The organism is Bauldia litoralis, assembly GCF_900104485.1.
GTDB lineage: Bacteria > Pseudomonadota > Alphaproteobacteria > Rhizobiales > Kaistiaceae > Bauldia > Bauldia litoralis.
The window spans coordinates 419,487-435,505 of sequence record NZ_FMXQ01000001.1 but is presented as its reverse complement, the minus strand read 5'-3'; the positions used below and the strand labels follow the sequence as shown (position 1 = coordinate 435,505).

Sequence of the window (16,019 nt, the reverse complement as noted above, 5' to 3'; positions counted from 1 at the left end):
CAGCAATCCGGAGCAGGTGGTTCAGCGCAGTCCGTTCTGGGCGGCCTGGACTTCGGCCAGCCCGCGGATCGCATCGGGAGAGCCGGTTCCGGCGGCGGCCTGGAAGATCCGCTTGGCGTCGGCGTAGCGCCGCAAATTCAGGTAGGCGAAGCCGCGCAGCACGAGCAGGTCGTTCTGCTCCTGCGCATACTGGTTGCGGGCATCAAGGGCCAGGATGGTTTCGTTGTAGCGGCCTTCGCCATACATCGCCAATGCCTGCTGGGTAAGGATGCTGACGGTGAGTTCGGTCCGCTGCTTCTCCGTCTGCGGTGCCGCGGCGGCCGCCACGGCGGCCTTGTCGGTGACGCCGGAGCGAAGGTTTGCCAGCGAAGCGCCATAGGCGGCGTCGGACCGCGTGCCGGCGTCGGAGGAGCGAAGCGCGATCTCGAAGGCGGCGGCCGCTTCGACCGGGCGGTTGAGATCCATCAGGCACCAGCCGCGCGGGAGAGCCGCCGCGGGCGACAAGGTGTTGACCGGGCCGCTGCCGCCGCATCGGGCGGATGCCGTCGATTTCACCGGCGCAGGCGCGGTGGATCGGCGAACCGGCGCGGCGACAACCTCGCCCTCGCGATCGTAGGTCGGCGCATCGACCACGTAGCGCGGGCCGCGCAGGTCGGCCTTGACCGGCTTGAGGATGTTGGCGATCCGCTCGGAGCGGTCTGACCAGGCGCGGATGATCTCGTTGGCGCCTGCCTTGTCCTTGAGCGCGAGCAGCGTGGTGGCGAGGCCGAAGGCGGCCGGCTCGTAATCCGGCGCCCATTTCAGGACCGTGGCGAACCAGCGCTCGGCGGTCCTGGTCTGGTTGAGATTGTAGGCGTACCAGCCCAACTGCTCGCCAGCTTCGGGGTTGCGCGCCTTGACGACGACCGCGACGATGCGATCGAGAACCGACTCGGAGACCTTGACCGGCGGGTCAATGGAGAGCAACCCGACGACCGATCCAAGATAGGCGGCCAGATTGTCTTCAGAACTCTCTATCCAGTCATAGCCGATGGTCTCGGCTTCGGCGTAACGCTCCAGGTCGTTGAGGGTGAGCGTGTAGCCTTCAGCCGACTTGGCGCTCTCGGGGTCCCTGGCGCGCGCCTTATCGAACCATTCGAGGGCAATGGAGGGCTTTTCGCGGCGATAATAGTACCAGCCAAGGACCTGGGGATCGGCGGCTTCGGAGCCGGTCGTCGCAAGGGCTTCCAGCCGGGTCAGATCGGCGGCGTCCGCTGCGCCTTCCTCGGTTTCGGCGATCTTGCCGACGCGCTGGCGAATGCGGTCGTCGCGAGCCGCCTGGAATTCATTGCCGCGCTCGAAGCTGAAGAGCTTGTCTGCCTCGGCCTGAGGCAGGAGTGCGACGGCCTTCTGTACGGTGGCGACTCGCTCGTTCGGGTTCTCGCAATTGGTCAGGATGTAAGTGTAGACGTCCTCGGCCCGATCGATCCGAGCCGTACTGGCGAACGCTTCGGCCACCCGCCACAGCGCATCGACATAATCACAGGTCAGCAGGCTGGGCGTGCCGGCGGCGATCTCGACAACGGCGTTCCACTGCTTGGCGTCCGAGGCATTGGTCAGCCGAATGCGGGCATCGGCCTGATCGAGCAACTGGACAAGGGCATCGGGCGCCACCCAGTCCGGCTCCTTCGCCCGGCGATCGGCGATGGCGGCACGGACGTCCGCATAGCGGCCATCGGAGAAGAGCGCCCACATCCGGTCGAGTTCCGGATCGGAATAATCCTCCGGCGCCAGCGGATCGCTCGGCGGTTGCCAGTTGGGATAAATGGCTTTGAGGCGCGCGATCTCTGCGTCGAGACGACGGGTGTCGCCCTGGCGGGCAAAGTATCGCAGCGCCGATTCGTCGACCGAGTCGGTGGAGCGGCGCGCAGCCGCGGCGGGGGCGGAAAGCTGGGTCTCGACCGGCAGTTCCTCGGGCATCGCCTGGCTGACCACGATCGGGTCCTGGCGGGCGCGGGGCGGCGGATTGGTGGCGCTGATCGAGCCGGTGGTGATCGCATCGACCGTGGGTTCGCGCGGCGGCGACAACGCCTCCATGACGATGAATGTGGAGACTGCGGCCACCAGGGTCAGTTGTCCGAATGCCTTCACAGACATTGGGGCTGCCTCTCCTTCACGTAGGACATGGCGAGCAGGTAGAGCGTCGACGGGTAGTAGAGCGTCGGCTCGAAACGCAGCAGGTCCTTCGGGATGGGTGTTCCACTGGCGCAGGCAAGTGCCGCATCAAGCATCCGGTAGCCGGGATCGCTCAATTTCTCGAGGGCGCGACCGCTCGGCAGTTCGATGATCGCCGGTCCGATCGTCTGCGCGGCTTTCTCGAAAGGCTCGAGCAGTGGACCGGGCGTGGCACCGGCGCGCAGGAGGTACAGCGGAATCCGGATGGCGTTATAGCCGTAGACTGGCGGGAAATTCGGCGCCGGTGCGAGGCCGGCAGGCGAGATCGCCACCCAGTCGGCGGGAAGATTGGCCGGCCCGAACCGCGCGGCGCCGATCAGTTCGGCCCCCGAGGATGCGAGGGCCTCCCACGGATGGTCGGGGGCGAGCTTCTGAAGAACGGGGAAAGCTTCGAAGATCCAGTAGGACGGATTGACGACCAGCGAACCGTCCTGCTCGGATCGCCGGAACCCTTCGGCGCCCGGGCGCAGGACGACGCGCTCGTTGGCGTCGGTCAAGAGGTTCTTGCCGATCGACACCGCGAGGCTCATCGCCGCGTCGCGGTACCGCGACTCGCCCCATGCCTCGGCGGCCAGCCCAAGAGCGTAGGCGATGAGGACGTCGCCGTCGCTGGCGTTGTTGACGTCGACGATGTGCGGTTTGGCGGCGGCATCCCATTTCCAGGACGCCAGCCCGTCGTCGCGGATCAGGAGTTCGTTGAGGGTGAAGGTCCAGATGCGTTCGAAGGCCGCGCGGTCGCCGGCGGAGAAGGCAAGCAGCAGGCCGTAGCCCTGGCTCTCGCTGTGGCTGATCCCGCCGTTGGCGTCGTCGACCACCCGGCCGTCCTCCTGGACGAACCGGTCACTGTAGGCGATCCAGTCGCTGCTGCTGACGGTGCCCTGAAGCGTAAGGCCGGCGGTCGCCGGGCCCGACAGGCCGGTGGCGAGGGCGACGGTCATCAGCAGGCGCCGGAGTGTCGAGCCGATCAAGAGCGCCTCCCCAGGCGGGCAAGGAGGGCGGCCGTGCAGATTCCGAGAATGGTGCAGAGCAGGACGAGTGCGAAAGCATAGCCGACGATGTTGATCGACAGCCAGTTGGCGGCGACAAGCCGCATATTCTGCAACGAAAAACCGTCACCGAAGATGAATCGCTGGCTGAGTGCGGGCACGTCGGTCACGCCGGTCGCGTCGTCGAAGCTCGATGCGCGTCCGTTGAGGATGGACCAGTATTGCCGGATCGACAGTTCGGTGACGCCTTCGACCAGCGCCTCCTCGGTCGGGCCAGCGACCATGGTCCAAAGGCGATCGGAGGCGGCTGGCGACTGCGCGATGATCGCGGTCGCACGGCCCGGCGGGGAGTAATCGGGTTCCTCCCTGGAGCCGACGTTCAGCGAGGAGAAGGACAGCTCGAAGGTTTCCTCGAGCCAGTTCTCGAACGCGAACCACGTGCCACGCAAGCCGGACGGATTGACGAGTTCGTTCTGCCAGCGGTCGTAGACCCCCTTCGTTCCCGTGGTGACGCCGAAGGTTGCAGGCGGCGACGACAACGGATCGATTTCGAAGGGCGTGCTGCTGAGTTCTCCCGACGACTGGCCGGTCCAGCTGTTGCGCGCCGTTTCCGATATGCCGATCTCGGCGAGGGTCGGCGCGGCAAACTGGTCGAGTGCTCCGATGAAGATCGCGGGAGCATCGCCCAATGCCTGGGTCCGGCCGATGGTGGTGGGGATGACGCCGTCGGATGAAATGGCGAGCCGGGTGAGGAAAGTAGCGGCGGCGGCGTAGACATTGGCGTCGACACGGCCGAGGACAATCTGAACCGGCGTTTCGCTGCGGCCGTAGGGCGCGCCGGCGCCGGCCAGCGCCGCGAGGTTCGGCCAGCGGTCGATGCGGGCGAAATCGGGCATGCTGAACTCGCTGCTGTCGAACAGCGCGAAACGGGCGGGTTCGTCGTTCGAAGCGCCGGGAGCACAGATGTCGTCGGCTTCGGTGTCGAGGACGGCTTCGATCGTCACCCGGTTGACGCCGGGCCGGAAATGCGTGAGCGCCACGCTGATCGGAAGATGCCGGAAGATGTCGCCGGAGGCTGACGTCAGGGGCGTATTGGCGGCGATGAAGCCGTTGACGTAGATGTCGAGGTGACTGCCCGGCCGGACTTTCTCGGTATAGGCGGCATCCAGGTAAATCGTCGCCGTTCCGTAGGCCTCGGCGTAAAAGTCACCCGGCAGCGCGACGTGGAATTCGGCATGCGAGCGACGGCCGGTGAATTCCTCGGTCGGGATGGCGAGATCGGCGAAGGTGATGCTCTGTTCGCCGGTCAGGATCGGCACGGTCGGCAGGAGCCACGGGGTGGTGTTGACCACCGTCGGCGCGGCAGTGGGCGGACGTTCGACGCCGACGGCAAGCTGGGCGATCGCGGCAATGACCGCCGTGCGGTTGGGACCCGAAACCACCAGCATCGGCGAGGGGGCGTCGCCATCGGCGAAGTCGACGACAGCGGATGTCGCGGCCTCGGCCGGAACGCCTGGCAGGGCCGACAGTTCGCTCGTCGTGCCGACGGCGATCTGCAACGTTCCCGGCGGGGTTTCCGGCAGCAGGGTGGAGGCGATCTCGACCTTCTGCTGGCGGTAATTTCCCAGGAGGGCCACCGCCTGAACAAGGCGAAGGAGATCCGCTTCCGCCAGCATCCGGTCGCCGCCCGGGAGGACGACGCGCAGCGTGGTGGTGCCGTTCGGGGACGTCCCGACCGCGCGCAGATCGTCGACCGTGACAAAGCCGTTGCCGGCGCCGCCGTCAAAGACGAAGCCGGTCCCGGCGCTCTCGATATCGGTCCACAACTCATATGTGGATTCGATCGTGCAATCCGTCCGGTGGCGCTGGACAACCTCGAGGGTCACGACATTGATCCCGGCCTTCAGCGTACCGGGCAGGAGGGAGATCGTGGCGCGCTTGTCGTCGCTCTCGGCCGAGAGCGGCTGATCAAGCACGAGCCGGTCGTTGATGCTGATGCGCATCGACGAGTTCTCCGGCGCAACGTAGATCGAGCTGTTGTGGGTGACGGCCAGCGTTGTTGCCCGCGCTGCCTGGGCGGCAGTCAAAGCGATGCCCCAGGAACGACGCCCGCTTTCGCCTTCGAATCGCAAGTTGGCAGCCGGCAGAATGAAGCGGTCGATGTCGCTGGCCGAGGCGGTTCTCTCGGGTGGCGGTTCGGCCGGAACGGGTGCGACGGGCGCAACCGGCTCTTCCGGGGCGATCAGTCTCGGACCCTCCTCCGGGAGGGTGAAAGGAACCGGGGCGGCCGGCAGGAAATCCAGCTTCGGGCCGGCATTGGGCTCCGTGTCGAAGGGCATGACGAAAGCACCATCGGGGCGCTGGTCCCTGACCGTGGGGGCGCTGCCGCCGCGCTCGGGCGACATGTCGAACGGTGTCTGCGCGACGGCCAGTGTCGGCAATGCGAGGACCGAAGCCATGAGCACCATCTTCAGGCGCGGCGTCCGGGTCATTGCCGGACCTCCTCGGCAATAGCCTGGGGCTCGGGAATCGGCGCCTCGCGCAGGGCCCCGATGCGGCGCATCAGGTAGATCATTCCACGACCGCTCTGGATGATTGAAAGCTTCAGGAACCAGAGTGTCCCCTTGATGATGCCGATGTTGACCCGACGCGATTCCTGGAAGTCGCTCCACTGCTTGGAGTTGGCGAAGAGCAGGTCGGCGATCAGTCGGTAGTGGCTGGCATTCGCCGGGCTGAAACGGCCGCCGATGATGAGGGCGTTATCCTCCATGACCGAACTGCGGATGGTCAGCGGCAGGCAGGTCTCGCCGATATCGGACAGGGGTTCGAAGCAGATGCTGCAGGACCGGGTCTTGTCGATATGCGGGATCGCGGTACCGAGAACCTTGATGCGCGCGCCGCCGATCGAAACGTCCTCGATGGAGGCCGGAATGACTTCATCGCCATAGCGGAAGTCGCAGCGGCGCGAGATGACGACACGGTGGCTGCTCTGCGGATTGCGCCTTTCGGACACGACGCCGAGCGCGCAGCCCACCATCAGCAGGTTCATGATATTCCACGCACCGACGACCAGGGCGACATCGGCATCGTAGGGCTGGGTGACGAGCCGCCACACGGTCATCGCGACGCCGGCCAGCAGGATCGCGAAGATGATGTAGAAGGGACCGCCGAGCTCCGAGATGTAGTTGCGATCGAGCTTCTCGTCCTTGGCCGTCACCTTGAAGGTTGGCCGCGCCGGATTCATCAGCACCGAAATCAACGCCGGTAGCAGATAGACCGACTGAATCAGTTCGTAGAGTTCCGATATCCACGGCCAGCGGTAACGGCCGTAGAGGTAGTTCTGCATCATCAGGTTCACGATCATGTACATCAGCGTGTAGGCGGCGAACTCGCCACCCGACGCGACGAAGATCTCGGCGCCGAAGAACAGGTAGAACAGCGGCGAAACGAGGAAGATGATGCGCGGGATCGGGAACAGCCAGAACAGCGTGCTGGACATGTAGGACAGGCGCTGGGACAGCTTGAGGCCGCGCTTGCCGGGCGGGAAGCGGAAGCGCAGGATCTGCATCATCCCCTGCGCCCAGCGCGTGCGCTGGCCGATGAAGCTGGCGAAGGTGGTCGGCTGCAGCCCGGCGATCAGCGGCTTGTCGACATAGACGCTGTGCCAGCCGCGTGCGTGAAGTTCGAGCGCAGTCTCGCAGTCCTCGGTGATGCTGACGCCCGAAAAACCGTTGGTCTCGGCCAGGGCCGTGCGCTTGAGGACGGCGGCCGAGCCGCAGAAGAAAGACGCGTTCCACTTGTCGAGGCCGCGCTGGATGATGCCGTAGAACATCTCGTTCTCCGACGGCATCTTCTCGAAGGTCCGCAGGTTGCGTTCGAGCGGGTCGGGATTGATGAAGAAATGCGGGGTCTGGACGAGGAACAGCTTTTCGTCCTCGGAGAAGTAGCTGACGGTCTCGACGAGAAAGTCGCGCGCCGGCGCGTGATCGGCGTCGAAGACAGCGACCAGTTCGCCGGTCGAATGGTCGAGGCCATTGTTGAGATTGCCGGCCTTGGCGTGCTCGTTGCGCGCCCGGGTCAGGTAGTTGACCTCAAGGTCCTCGCACAGCTTCTGCAACTCGGCGCGCCGCTGCTGCGCCACGACCGCTTCCTCGACCTTGTCGGAGTTGCATTTCTGGTCGGTGCCGCCGTCGTCGAGCAGCCAGATCGTGAACTTGTCGGCCGGGTAGTCCATCCCCTTGGCCGCTGCCAGCGTCGTCGCCAGCAGGTCGGCGCCTTCGTTGTAGGTCGGAACGTAGATGTCGACGGTCGGCAACTCGTCCGGCATCGGCGGCGGCCGGCGGCTCGGCAGCGGCCTTGCGACGACGAAGAGGCTCAGGAAGAGCATGAAGACGTTGTAGAGTTCGGCCCCGTAGAGCAGGGCGCCGGGAACGAAATTCTCGAGCTGGTTGATCGGGGGAATTGTCTGGGTCGTGCGCCAATAGACGTAGCGCAGGACGATCGCGGTCCCGAGCGCCAGCGCCATCAGCCGCCAGATTCCTTCCGGCCGGACGACCTTGAGAGCGATCATCGCCGCGACAACCAGCGAGCCGGCGATCAACTGCGCCTGCAAGCTGATGGGCAGGGTGATCAGGAACAGAGCCGCTGTCGCAGCCACCGCCCAAAGCAATCCCAATCCGATCTTCGTCATACGTCCCTACAACTCCGCCTGCCGCGGTGCCCCGAACCGGTTATCCACCGCAGGTCGTTTTATGTTCGCTAACTCAGGCGAGACCCGGGGCGTAACCGCCCGCGATCCACCGACATGCTTAATAAAGTCTTGATTTTCCTCATCTCCTCAGCTTTCCGGGGGTGGGACCAACGCAAAATCTTCGTAGCGCCCGGACTCGGGGGGCGGCACGATCGGTCCTTCGACGACCGGTGCCTTGACCGGCGGCGCCGGCTTCGGCCGGACCGGGGTCTTGCGCACCGGCGCCTCGACGACCGGCAGCGTCGGCTCATACGGCGCCGACAGTGCGCCAAGGCTCTGGCTGACCTTCGGGGCGTTGCCGTAGGGGTTCCACAAGGGCGAGGGCAGGTATCCGACGATGGTGAAGCCGTACATCACCGACAGGAGTTCCTGCTCGCTGGCATCGGCGTCGCACAGTCTCAGCCGTATGCTGACCGAGCCAGTGGTCGGCAGGACGGTGTCCTGGTGGCGGCCGATGTGCTGCCATGCGTAGAGGCAGCGGTCGCCGGTCCGGGCGGTGCCCAACGCGAAACCGAAGGAGCCGTACTTGTTCTGCGCGTAGAGCTGCGACCGCATCATCGGCACGCCGAGCAGATACCACTGAAACTCCTTGGCAATCTGGGACGGGGTGATCGAGTCCGGGCCGAGGGCGTTGTCCCGGGTCGTGCGGTAGCCGACCGGGCCGCGAATCGTCGCGGTCAGGAAATTCTGGCCGGGAACGCGGGAGTCGGTCGCCAGAATGGTTTCGCGAACGATGGCGTCCTTGTAGCGCTTCTCCAGGATGCTGATCGTTGCGGGACCGCCTGGCGGCAGGGTGACGAAGGACTCCGCGGCTGGCAGTTCACTCTTCACCGACGCGATGCGGGGGCCGGAAACGCACCCGGTGAGGCCAAGTCCGACGATGAGCACGGCGAGCAGCGGTGTCCTGCACCTCGACTGGCGGGCCCGCCGGGCGACAAGCGCTGTTCCTGAGCGGTTAATGTCGGACAAAGGTTAAATCACACGGTTCGGCTCAGTCGCGCGATCTCCGGAGGCGAAAGCGACTGTTTTCCAGCCGTTCGACCGTGTCGAATTATGCTTAACGAAGTGCTAATTCCGGCTTGCCGGGCCCATTCCAGGTGCCGATCCGGGCAAGTATTTCTCGTGTGGCGCAGTCGGTCGCTTATCCGGCCAGCGCAATGCACAAAATACCGACCGCCGGCCCCCGAATCAGGAGGCCGGCCGAATCAGCGGAAACGGGGGAACGGCCTCAGGCCGCAACCAGCGGAACCAGCCGGGGTGGCTTGCCGGAGATGCCGAACAGGTCGAAGGCGAGGTCGACGGTCAACCGGTTGACCCGATCGACCGCTTCGGCCGTGTTCGAGCCGTTATGGGTGCCGAACATCAGCTGCTCGAACTTGCGAAGCGGGCTGTCAGCGGGCAGCGGCTCCGTCTCGAAGACGTCGAGCGCAGCCGTGGCCACCTTGCCGCTTTCGAGCGCCGCGATCAGTGCCTGCTCGTCGACGACCGGACCGCGGGCGACATTGACCAGGCGGACTCCGTCCTTCATGCGCGCGAAGGCCTCGGTCGACAGGAGATGGTAGCTCTCGGGCGTCAGCGCGCAGGTGACGACGACGAAATCACCCCGGGACAGAACCTCGTCAAGGCTGGCCTGTGTCACGCCCTCGCGGGCCAGCAGTGCCGGATCGATCTCCGCCGGATCGTAGCCGATGACCGTCATGCCGAAGGCGTTGAGCCGGCGGCAGGTGGCGCGGCCGATGCCGCCGAGGCCGATCACGCCGACGGTGCGGCCGCTCAGCGACATGCCCTCGACCTTGAGCCAGCCGCCCGATCGGACCGACGCGTTCATCAGGTGCAGGCCGCGAGCCAGGTTGGCGACATAGCCGGCGGCACAATCGGCGACTTCCTCCGAGAAAACGCCCGGGGTGTTGTAGACGGCGATGCCGAGTTCGGCCGCGGCCGGCTTGTCGATGCCGTCGGTTCCGATGCCCCATTTGATGATGGCTTCGAGGCCGCTCGCCTTGCCGGCCTCGAGCACCGGACGGTCGATGACGTCGTCGCCGGCGATCACCAGGCGCTGCCCGACAATCGCCTCGCACATCTCGGCCGAGTCCAGCTGCTGTCCCTTGACGGGAGGAATGCTGACGACGATTCCCTGGGCTTCGAGGTCGGCAGCAAAGCGCTGGTAGTGGCGCACAAGGTGGCCACACGTCACGAGCAAGGTTCGGTTCATGGCTTAAGACGCCCTTCCGCGCGTTCCCGGTAGACAACCTCGGCAATGCGGAAGTTGATCTCTTCGTCGATATCGACCGCTTCCCACGGCGACATTTCAAACATGTAGGGCCGCCGTCCGAGACGATTGCGCGACTCGCGCAAGGTGTCGTCGCCGAAGATGTAGAGGCAGGAATTTTCCTCGTAGAGCGGCGGCAGGTCCTGCGTTCTCAGGAGGATGTTGGCGTTGTGATTGATCGGCCGGCAAAGCTGATCCCACAGCCGGGTCTGGTGAGCGGTCACCGAGAAGAGGCTGTCGTAGTTCGGGTAGTTCTTGAGGAAGGTCTCGACGGCGCTGTCGATGGTCGCCGCGGTGATCAGCGGATTGGTCGAATGGGTCTGCAGGTAGAAGCGCGACGGCACCTGGTCCATGTCATGGAGCAGCACCTCGTTCATCGGCGTGGTGCCGTCGACAAGGTGCGGCGGGCGATCGATCAGGACGACCGACGGGTAGCTCTCGGCGCACTGCTCGGCAATGATCGGCGAGTCCGTGTCGATCACCACCTTCTCGATGGCCTTGCAGGCCAGCAGCACGTCGAGGACGTGCTGGTAGAGCGGCCGACCGTCACCGAAGGCGCGATAGTTCTTTCCCGGCACCCGCTCGGAACTATGCCGCATCGGCATCAAAGCAACGAGTTCGTGTTTCATGCTGAGGTCGACACTTTCGATACGGAAGGAGAAGCGGCCCGGGCCGGCACGGAGGGGGCGCCGTCGTCATACAGGATTCGGGCGCGGGCTTCGTTGGCCACGGTCGTCTCGGTTTCCGGATGACCGTTTGGTGTCCCAACTGCCGGCGGAAAGTAGAAGCGATTCTTGATCTCGCTGGTCACCTCGGTCTGGAAGCGATGGCCGAGATAAGTCCCCCAGAACTGATTGAACCGGAAGAGCAGGATGCCGCCCAACTCCCGGCGCAGCACCTGTTGCCGGGCTGCCTGCCTGGAATCCGCGAAGACCGTGCGCATCGTCAACGTGGCGAAATCGAGAAACGAGAAGCGCAGGCCCGGCTCGATGCTGCGAAGCGCCATGGCTTCGCGGCGGTAACGGTTCCTGACACGGCCCCAGGATTCGTCGTGGACGTGGATCACTTCCGCTTCGTTGGCATAGGTGATCTGCATGCCGCCACGCTTCAACTGCTTCGACCAGGCGATGTCCTCAAGCCCGGTGAGCGTCTCGTCATAGGGGAAGGATTCCCACAGGCTGCGTCGGATGGCGCAATTGGCGTTGTTGCAAAAGTAGCTCGACTGGCGCGGCGCCGGTTCGTCGGGGAACCATTTGACGAAGATCTGGCGCTCCGAAAACTTGGTGATCTCGTTGCCGCGCTGCATGCCGTAGACGAGGCCGACGCGGTCGTCGTCGAAGGGCTCGACCATTCTTTCCAGCCAGTCGACGCGGGCGGGATAAACGTGGGCGCTGACGAAGACGAGGATGTCGCCGCGGGCGGCTTCGCAGCCGATGTTCAGCGAGCGCCCGAAGGAGAATTCCGCCTTCGGAATCTCGATGATCCGAGCGCCATGAGCAACGGCAATGGCGACCGTGTCATCGGTCGACCCGGAATCGACAAGGACGACCTCGAAATCCCGCCGCGACTGAAGCGCCAGACCGGCGAAGAGTCGGCCGATGAAGCGCTCTTCGTTATAGGCCCGCACGACGATCGAAATTTTCGGGCCGGCGTCGGAAACATGATGCAAATCTGACATTTACCCGTCTCTGTCAGTGCGCCCCGTCAGCCTTCCACGCGGCGTCGCGGCTGCCAGCCGCGGGTCCTCGATCCTCAATCCCCCGTCCGTCGTGGTATATCGGAGCGGGGTTCGGCTTGTAAAGCGGCCCGGGTGCCGGCAATCCGGTGCCGCGCACTCGCCGGGGAGCGCCAGAATTCAGGGCTTTTGCCTATGGCGGCGTCCGACTGCTCAACGCTGAATGGCGTGACGTCCGGACAGTCCTGGTGAAAGGACCGCCTCGCCCCGTGAATTCGATTGCCGGGGCTGGTGTCCGCGTGTTCAATGGTCGGAGTATGCGGCGGACAGGCGGCCGGCCGAAGGGGGGGCATTGGGAAAGACCAACGGCATGGCGGAGACCGGGATACCGAAAGCCCAGATCGAGGCTTTCGCTATCATTGACGACGCTCAAGACGTCGACCTCGCGGTCGCCGGGCTTCGCGATTTTTTCAGCGTCGATCACCTCGTCTATCATTCGTCGAAACTCGGTACGAGCCCCTCGGTCGAGCCCTATATCCGGCTGACCTACCCGGCAGACTGGATCAAGCGTTACCTGACGATGAACTACGTCGATGTCGATCCTGTCCTGCATGAGGGATTCAATCGCACGCTGCCGTTCGACTGGAGCGAACTGAAGGTGGAGACGGCGGAGCAGGGGGCCTTTCTCCAGGACGCCCTTGCCCATGGCGTCGGGCCGTTCGGCCTGTCGATCCCCGTCCGGAGCAAGCAGGGCCATCGCGGGCTCTTCTCGATTTCCTTCTCGGGTAGCGAGAAGGATTGGCGAGCCTTTACCGAGGCTCATCTGGAAACCGCCATCGAGGCCGGGAATCGACTTCATCGTCGCGTCATCAAGGAGGTCTTCGGCGAGGACCATCCACACCTCACCCAGCGCGAAATCGAGTGCCTGAAGCTGACCGCGATCGGCAAGGACGCCGGCGACATCGCGACGATCCTCGGGATCTCGCCCCATACGGCGCGCGATTATCTGAAGTCGGTCCGTTTCAAGCTCGACTGCATCACGTCGGCCCAGGCTGTCAGCAAGGCGGTCAAGGCGGGGATCTTCGCTCTCTAGATCGCTAAAATCAGCTCTTTTCCACCCGCCGTTTCTTAACACCCGACACCTAACGATTCCTTCCGTCGAGCGGCCAAAGGTCGATGGGCGGCATGGCGCCGTCCGCAGGCTTTCGGAGTCCGGATCGTCCGACGCTTAGTGAAGGAGTTGAAACGATGCTGGTGGTTATCCAACGACACAATGCCCACGACTATCCGCATTTGCTGGACCAGATGTTCCGGCTGCGGGCGCGGGTGTTCCAGGAAAAATTGAACTGGGACGTTGTCGTGACAGCCGGCCTTGAGCGCGATCGCTACGATGACGAAGATCCGGTCTATGTTCTGATCTGCGACGAGGAAGCAACGCAGGTCCGGGGTTCTCTGCGGCTCCTGCCGACGACGGGACCGACGCTGCTGTCGGAAGTGTTTGGCGAGACATTGCCGGATCCCGCGCTTCTCACCGCGCCGTCGATCTGGGAATGCACGCGGTTCTGCGTCGACGACCGGCTGCTGAAGGGCGAGCCCCGAGCCGCCCTGGTCCATGAGTCCGGCGTGCTGTTCGCCGGTCTTGGCGAGGTCGCGCTGGCGAACGGCATCCGGACCGTTCTCGGCAATTTCGATGCGGGGATGTATCGGCTCTATCGCCGGGCAGGCGTCGAGGTCGAGATCCTCGGAAGTGCGCCGGTCAACGGTCAGGCGATCTACCTCGGCTCGTTTCCCGTCAGCGAGGAAATCCTGCAACGGGTCAAGACACGCCTCGACGACCCCGAACGCCAGCTTGCCCGTGCGGCCGGCAGGCGGCCGCTGGCGGCATGATCGGCGGTCCAGCCCCTCATTTGGGGGATAGTAACGACTCTGGCGCAGTGTCAGCCTTTGACCGGGATGGCGGCAAAAGATGCCGTCACCGACGCGACGGCGGGGACCAGATGTCGAGTTATTCCACAGGTAGACCTGTTCATCCGGCCCCCCGGTATTCCGGGGATGCCGTCGTGGCGGCCACCCCCACACCGACGCTGCCGGTGGGGGTTGCTCTCCTGCTCCTGGTGCCGCCCGGGATCGCCGTCTGGGCGTTTGTCATCGGCCAGGTCACCCGTCTCCTGGGATACTGACCTCCATTTCAACAGGACACGCGCTCGCGGCGGCACGCGTCGCCAGACCGTGGCCTCACGGCTCGATATGCACGCCGATGGAACCAAGATCGCCGTAGTCGACCTCGACCCGGTCGCCCGGCTCGATCTCCAGCGGCACCATGCAGGTTCCGGTCGTCACAAGCTCGCCGCGCCGCGCGCCGATGCCCAGCCCCGAAAGCTCGTTGACCAGCCATGTCAGTGCGATCGCCGGGCCGCCGAGGACGTTGGCGCCGGCCCCTTCGCGATCGTAGCGCCCCGCCACCCGGGCGCTGACCGGCTGCGTCGACAGGTCGAGCGCCCGCCAGTCGGCCGTGACCGCTTCGCCGACCACGAGGTCGCGGGTGCAGGCATTGTCGGCGATCAGCGAGGGGCCGCCGACCAGGGTGAAATCCGTGTAGCGGGAATCGGGAAGCTCGATCGTCAGGTGCAGGTCGGCGACAGCGGCCATCACCTCGGGAATTTCATAGGGGCTGCTCCGCGCCGGCAGGTCGCTGCCAAACCGGAAACCGAATTCGGGTTCGCAGACCCGCATGCGGTTACCGGCGATGGACAGCCGGGCGCCACTCCCGTGCAGCCGCTCGGCGAGAAGTCGTCCGGCGAGGGGGCCATCGACATTGATGTGCTTCTGGCCGGCGGCGCTGGTCGCGGCGATCTTCCATCCGGCAAGCGGCTTCGCGGAGTAGCTCTCGAAATGCGCCTGGATCGCATAGCCGCCTTCCCGCGTCGCAGGAACCAGTTCCGCCGGCAGCGCGTCGAGGACAGCGCCGTCCTGCCAATGGCGCCACAGCATGGCGCAGGCCTTTTCCTGGTTTGAACGCAAAGTCGCTGCCTCCCCTTGCTGGCATGGCTTGGTGTGGGTCATGAAGCTCCACACGAGTATAAGGTCGTAAATCCGACAAGGAGAATGCAGATGAAGGCGGTCCGCGCCCATTCCTTCGGCGGTCCCGAGGTGCTTCAGGTCGACGACGTGGAGGATCCGGTCGCCGGCAAGGGCGAGGTGGCGATCGACGTCCGCGCCGCCGGGGTCAATCCGGCCGACACCTACATGCGCACCGGCGTCTACGCCATCGTTCCGGACCTTCCCTACATTCCCGGCGGAGACGCGGCGGGGGTTGTTTCGGCCGTCGGCGCGGGCGTCAGCGATCTCGCGGTCGGCGACCACGTCATTGTCAGCGCCGGCATGGGTGTCCGAATGACCGGCTGCTATGCCGAGAAGGTGGTGCGGCCGGCGGACCTCGTCGTGCCGCTGCCATCGGGAATCGATTTTGCCGCCGGCGCGGCGATCGGCGTGCCCTATGCGACCGCCCACTACGCGCTCTTCGCCCGCGGCGGCGCGGTCGCAGGGGAGACTGTATTCATCCACGGCGCCAGTGGCGCCGTCGGCACCGCGGCGGTGCAATTGGCCAAGCGCGCCGGCCTGACGATTATCGGCAGCGGCGGATCGCAACGCGGCAGGGACCTGATCCTCGAGCAGGGGGCCGACCACGTCGTCGACCACACGGAAGTGGGATACCTGGACGCGGTGGCGGAACTGACGGGTGGCAAGGGGCCGTCGATCATCCTGGAAATGCTGGCGAACGTGAACCTTGCCGCTGACCTCGAACTGGTCGCCAAACATGGCCGCATCATCATCATCGGCGCCCGCGGGGAGGTAACGGTCAATCCACGTCGGACGATGATGAAGGAACTCGACCTGCGTGGCATCGCGCTGTGGAACGCAGGACGGCCGCTGGTGGGTGAGATCCTGGCCGACATCACGGCGGGACTCGCCGACGGATCGCTGCGCCCGGTCATCGGCAGGGAGATGCCTCTCGAGAATGCGGCGGAGGCCCATGCCGCGATTCTAGAGCCCGGTGCCTACGGCAAAATCGTCCTGACCACCCGATGACCTGCCATCCATGCCTGTGACACCGAGCGGGGACGG

General features: G+C 65.1%; 12 protein-coding genes. 3 read left to right on the top strand and 9 right to left on the bottom strand.

Annotated features, from left to right (window positions below; all coding sequences use genetic code 11):
- Nucleotides 1-21: 21 nt before the first annotated feature.
- The 8 genes from BLT60_RS02040 to BLT60_RS02005 form a co-directional block, all read right to left on the bottom strand.
- On the bottom strand, nt 22-2,136 hold the full coding sequence (locus BLT60_RS02040) for a tetratricopeptide repeat protein (RefSeq protein ID WP_139167736.1): 2,115 nt from the start codon (nt 2,134-2,136) through the stop codon (nt 22-24).
- Nucleotides 2,127-3,182, bottom strand: coding sequence for a family 8 glycosyl hydrolase (locus tag BLT60_RS02035; RefSeq protein ID WP_244521106.1), 1,056 nt, complete (start codon nt 3,180-3,182; stop codon nt 2,127-2,129). The genes BLT60_RS02040 and BLT60_RS02035 overlap by 10 nt, the downstream gene beginning before the upstream one ends.
- Nucleotides 3,179-5,692 carry a cellulose biosynthesis cyclic di-GMP-binding regulatory protein BcsB gene (locus BLT60_RS02030; protein ID WP_090874536.1) on the bottom strand — a complete coding sequence of 838 codons (2,514 nt, stop codon included), beginning with the start codon at nt 5,690-5,692 and terminating at the stop codon, nt 3,179-3,181. Before BLT60_RS02030 ends, BLT60_RS02035 begins: the two co-directional genes overlap by 4 nt.
- The gene (bcsA, locus tag BLT60_RS02025; protein WP_090874535.1) at nt 5,689-7,890 is read right to left on the bottom strand and encodes a UDP-forming cellulose synthase catalytic subunit; all 2,202 of its coding nucleotides are present in this window, start codon (nt 7,888-7,890) and stop codon (nt 5,689-5,691) included. The genes BLT60_RS02030 and bcsA overlap by 4 nt, the downstream gene beginning before the upstream one ends.
- A 147-nt stretch (nt 7,891-8,037) precedes the next feature.
- Nucleotides 8,038-8,838, bottom strand: coding sequence for a cellulose biosynthesis protein BcsN (bcsN, locus tag BLT60_RS02020; protein WP_175478248.1), 801 nt, complete (start codon nt 8,836-8,838; stop codon nt 8,038-8,040).
- Nucleotides 8,839-9,178: 340 nt separating this feature from the next.
- A complete protein-coding gene (locus tag BLT60_RS02015) occupies nt 9,179-10,162 on the bottom strand; it encodes an NAD(P)-dependent oxidoreductase (RefSeq protein WP_090874533.1) in 984 nt (327 codons plus the stop codon).
- The gene (locus tag BLT60_RS02010) at nt 10,159-10,848 is read right to left on the bottom strand and encodes an acylneuraminate cytidylyltransferase family protein (protein WP_090874532.1); all 690 of its coding nucleotides are present in this window, start codon (nt 10,846-10,848) and stop codon (nt 10,159-10,161) included. Before BLT60_RS02010 ends, BLT60_RS02015 begins: the two co-directional genes overlap by 4 nt.
- On the bottom strand, nt 10,845-11,897 hold the full coding sequence (locus tag BLT60_RS02005) for a glycosyltransferase family 2 protein (protein ID WP_090874531.1): 1,053 nt from the start codon (nt 11,895-11,897) through the stop codon (nt 10,845-10,847). Before BLT60_RS02005 ends, BLT60_RS02010 begins: the two co-directional genes overlap by 4 nt.
- 349 nt (nt 11,898-12,246) lie before the next feature.
- On the opposite strand from BLT60_RS02005, the gene BLT60_RS02000 reads away from it, so the two are divergent.
- On the top strand, nt 12,247-12,987 hold the full coding sequence (locus BLT60_RS02000) for a LuxR family transcriptional regulator (protein ID WP_175478247.1): 741 nt from the start codon (nt 12,247-12,249) through the stop codon (nt 12,985-12,987).
- A gap of 155 nt (nt 12,988-13,142) precedes the next feature.
- A complete protein-coding gene (locus tag BLT60_RS01995; protein ID WP_175478246.1) occupies nt 13,143-13,781 on the top strand; it encodes an acyl-homoserine-lactone synthase in 639 nt (212 codons plus the stop codon).
- 348 nt (nt 13,782-14,129) lie between these two features.
- On the opposite strand, the gene BLT60_RS01990 is transcribed toward BLT60_RS01995, so the two are convergent.
- Nucleotides 14,130-14,885 (bottom strand): 2-keto-4-pentenoate hydratase, encoded by a 756-nt coding sequence (locus tag BLT60_RS01990; protein WP_090874528.1) that lies wholly within the window; start codon nt 14,883-14,885, stop codon nt 14,130-14,132.
- Between the two features lie 120 nt (nt 14,886-15,005).
- Here BLT60_RS01990 and BLT60_RS01985 point away from each other — a divergent pair, with 120 nt between their 5' ends.
- On the top strand, nt 15,006-15,983 hold the full coding sequence (locus BLT60_RS01985) for an NADPH:quinone reductase (protein ID WP_090874917.1): 978 nt from the start codon (nt 15,006-15,008) through the stop codon (nt 15,981-15,983).
- The last annotated feature ends 36 nt before the right edge of the window (nt 15,984-16,019 follow it).

Coding starts and splice junctions, on each gene's coding strand:
- BLT60_RS02015 (WP_090874533.1), bottom strand. CDS start 10,162: ATGAACCGAACCTTGCTCGTGACGTGTGGCCACCTTGTGCGCCACTAC.
- BLT60_RS02005 (WP_090874531.1), bottom strand. CDS start 11,897: ATGTCAGATTTGCATCATGTTTCCGACGCCGGCCCGAAAATTTCGATC.
- BLT60_RS02040 (WP_139167736.1), bottom strand. CDS start 2,136: ATGTCTGTGAAGGCATTCGGACAACTGACCCTGGTGGCCGCAGTCTCC.
- BLT60_RS01990 (WP_090874528.1), bottom strand. CDS start 14,885: ATGCTGTGGCGCCATTGGCAGGACGGCGCTGTCCTCGACGCGCTGCCG.
- BLT60_RS02030 (WP_090874536.1), bottom strand. CDS start 5,692: ATGACCCGGACGCCGCGCCTGAAGATGGTGCTCATGGCTTCGGTCCTC.
- BLT60_RS01995 (WP_175478246.1), top strand. CDS start 13,143: ATGCTGGTGGTTATCCAACGACACAATGCCCACGACTATCCGCATTTG.
- bcsA (WP_090874535.1), bottom strand. CDS start 7,890: ATGACGAAGATCGGATTGGGATTGCTTTGGGCGGTGGCTGCGACAGCG.
- BLT60_RS02010 (WP_090874532.1), bottom strand. CDS start 10,848: ATGAAACACGAACTCGTTGCTTTGATGCCGATGCGGCATAGTTCCGAG.
- BLT60_RS01985 (WP_090874917.1), top strand. CDS start 15,006: ATGAAGGCGGTCCGCGCCCATTCCTTCGGCGGTCCCGAGGTGCTTCAG.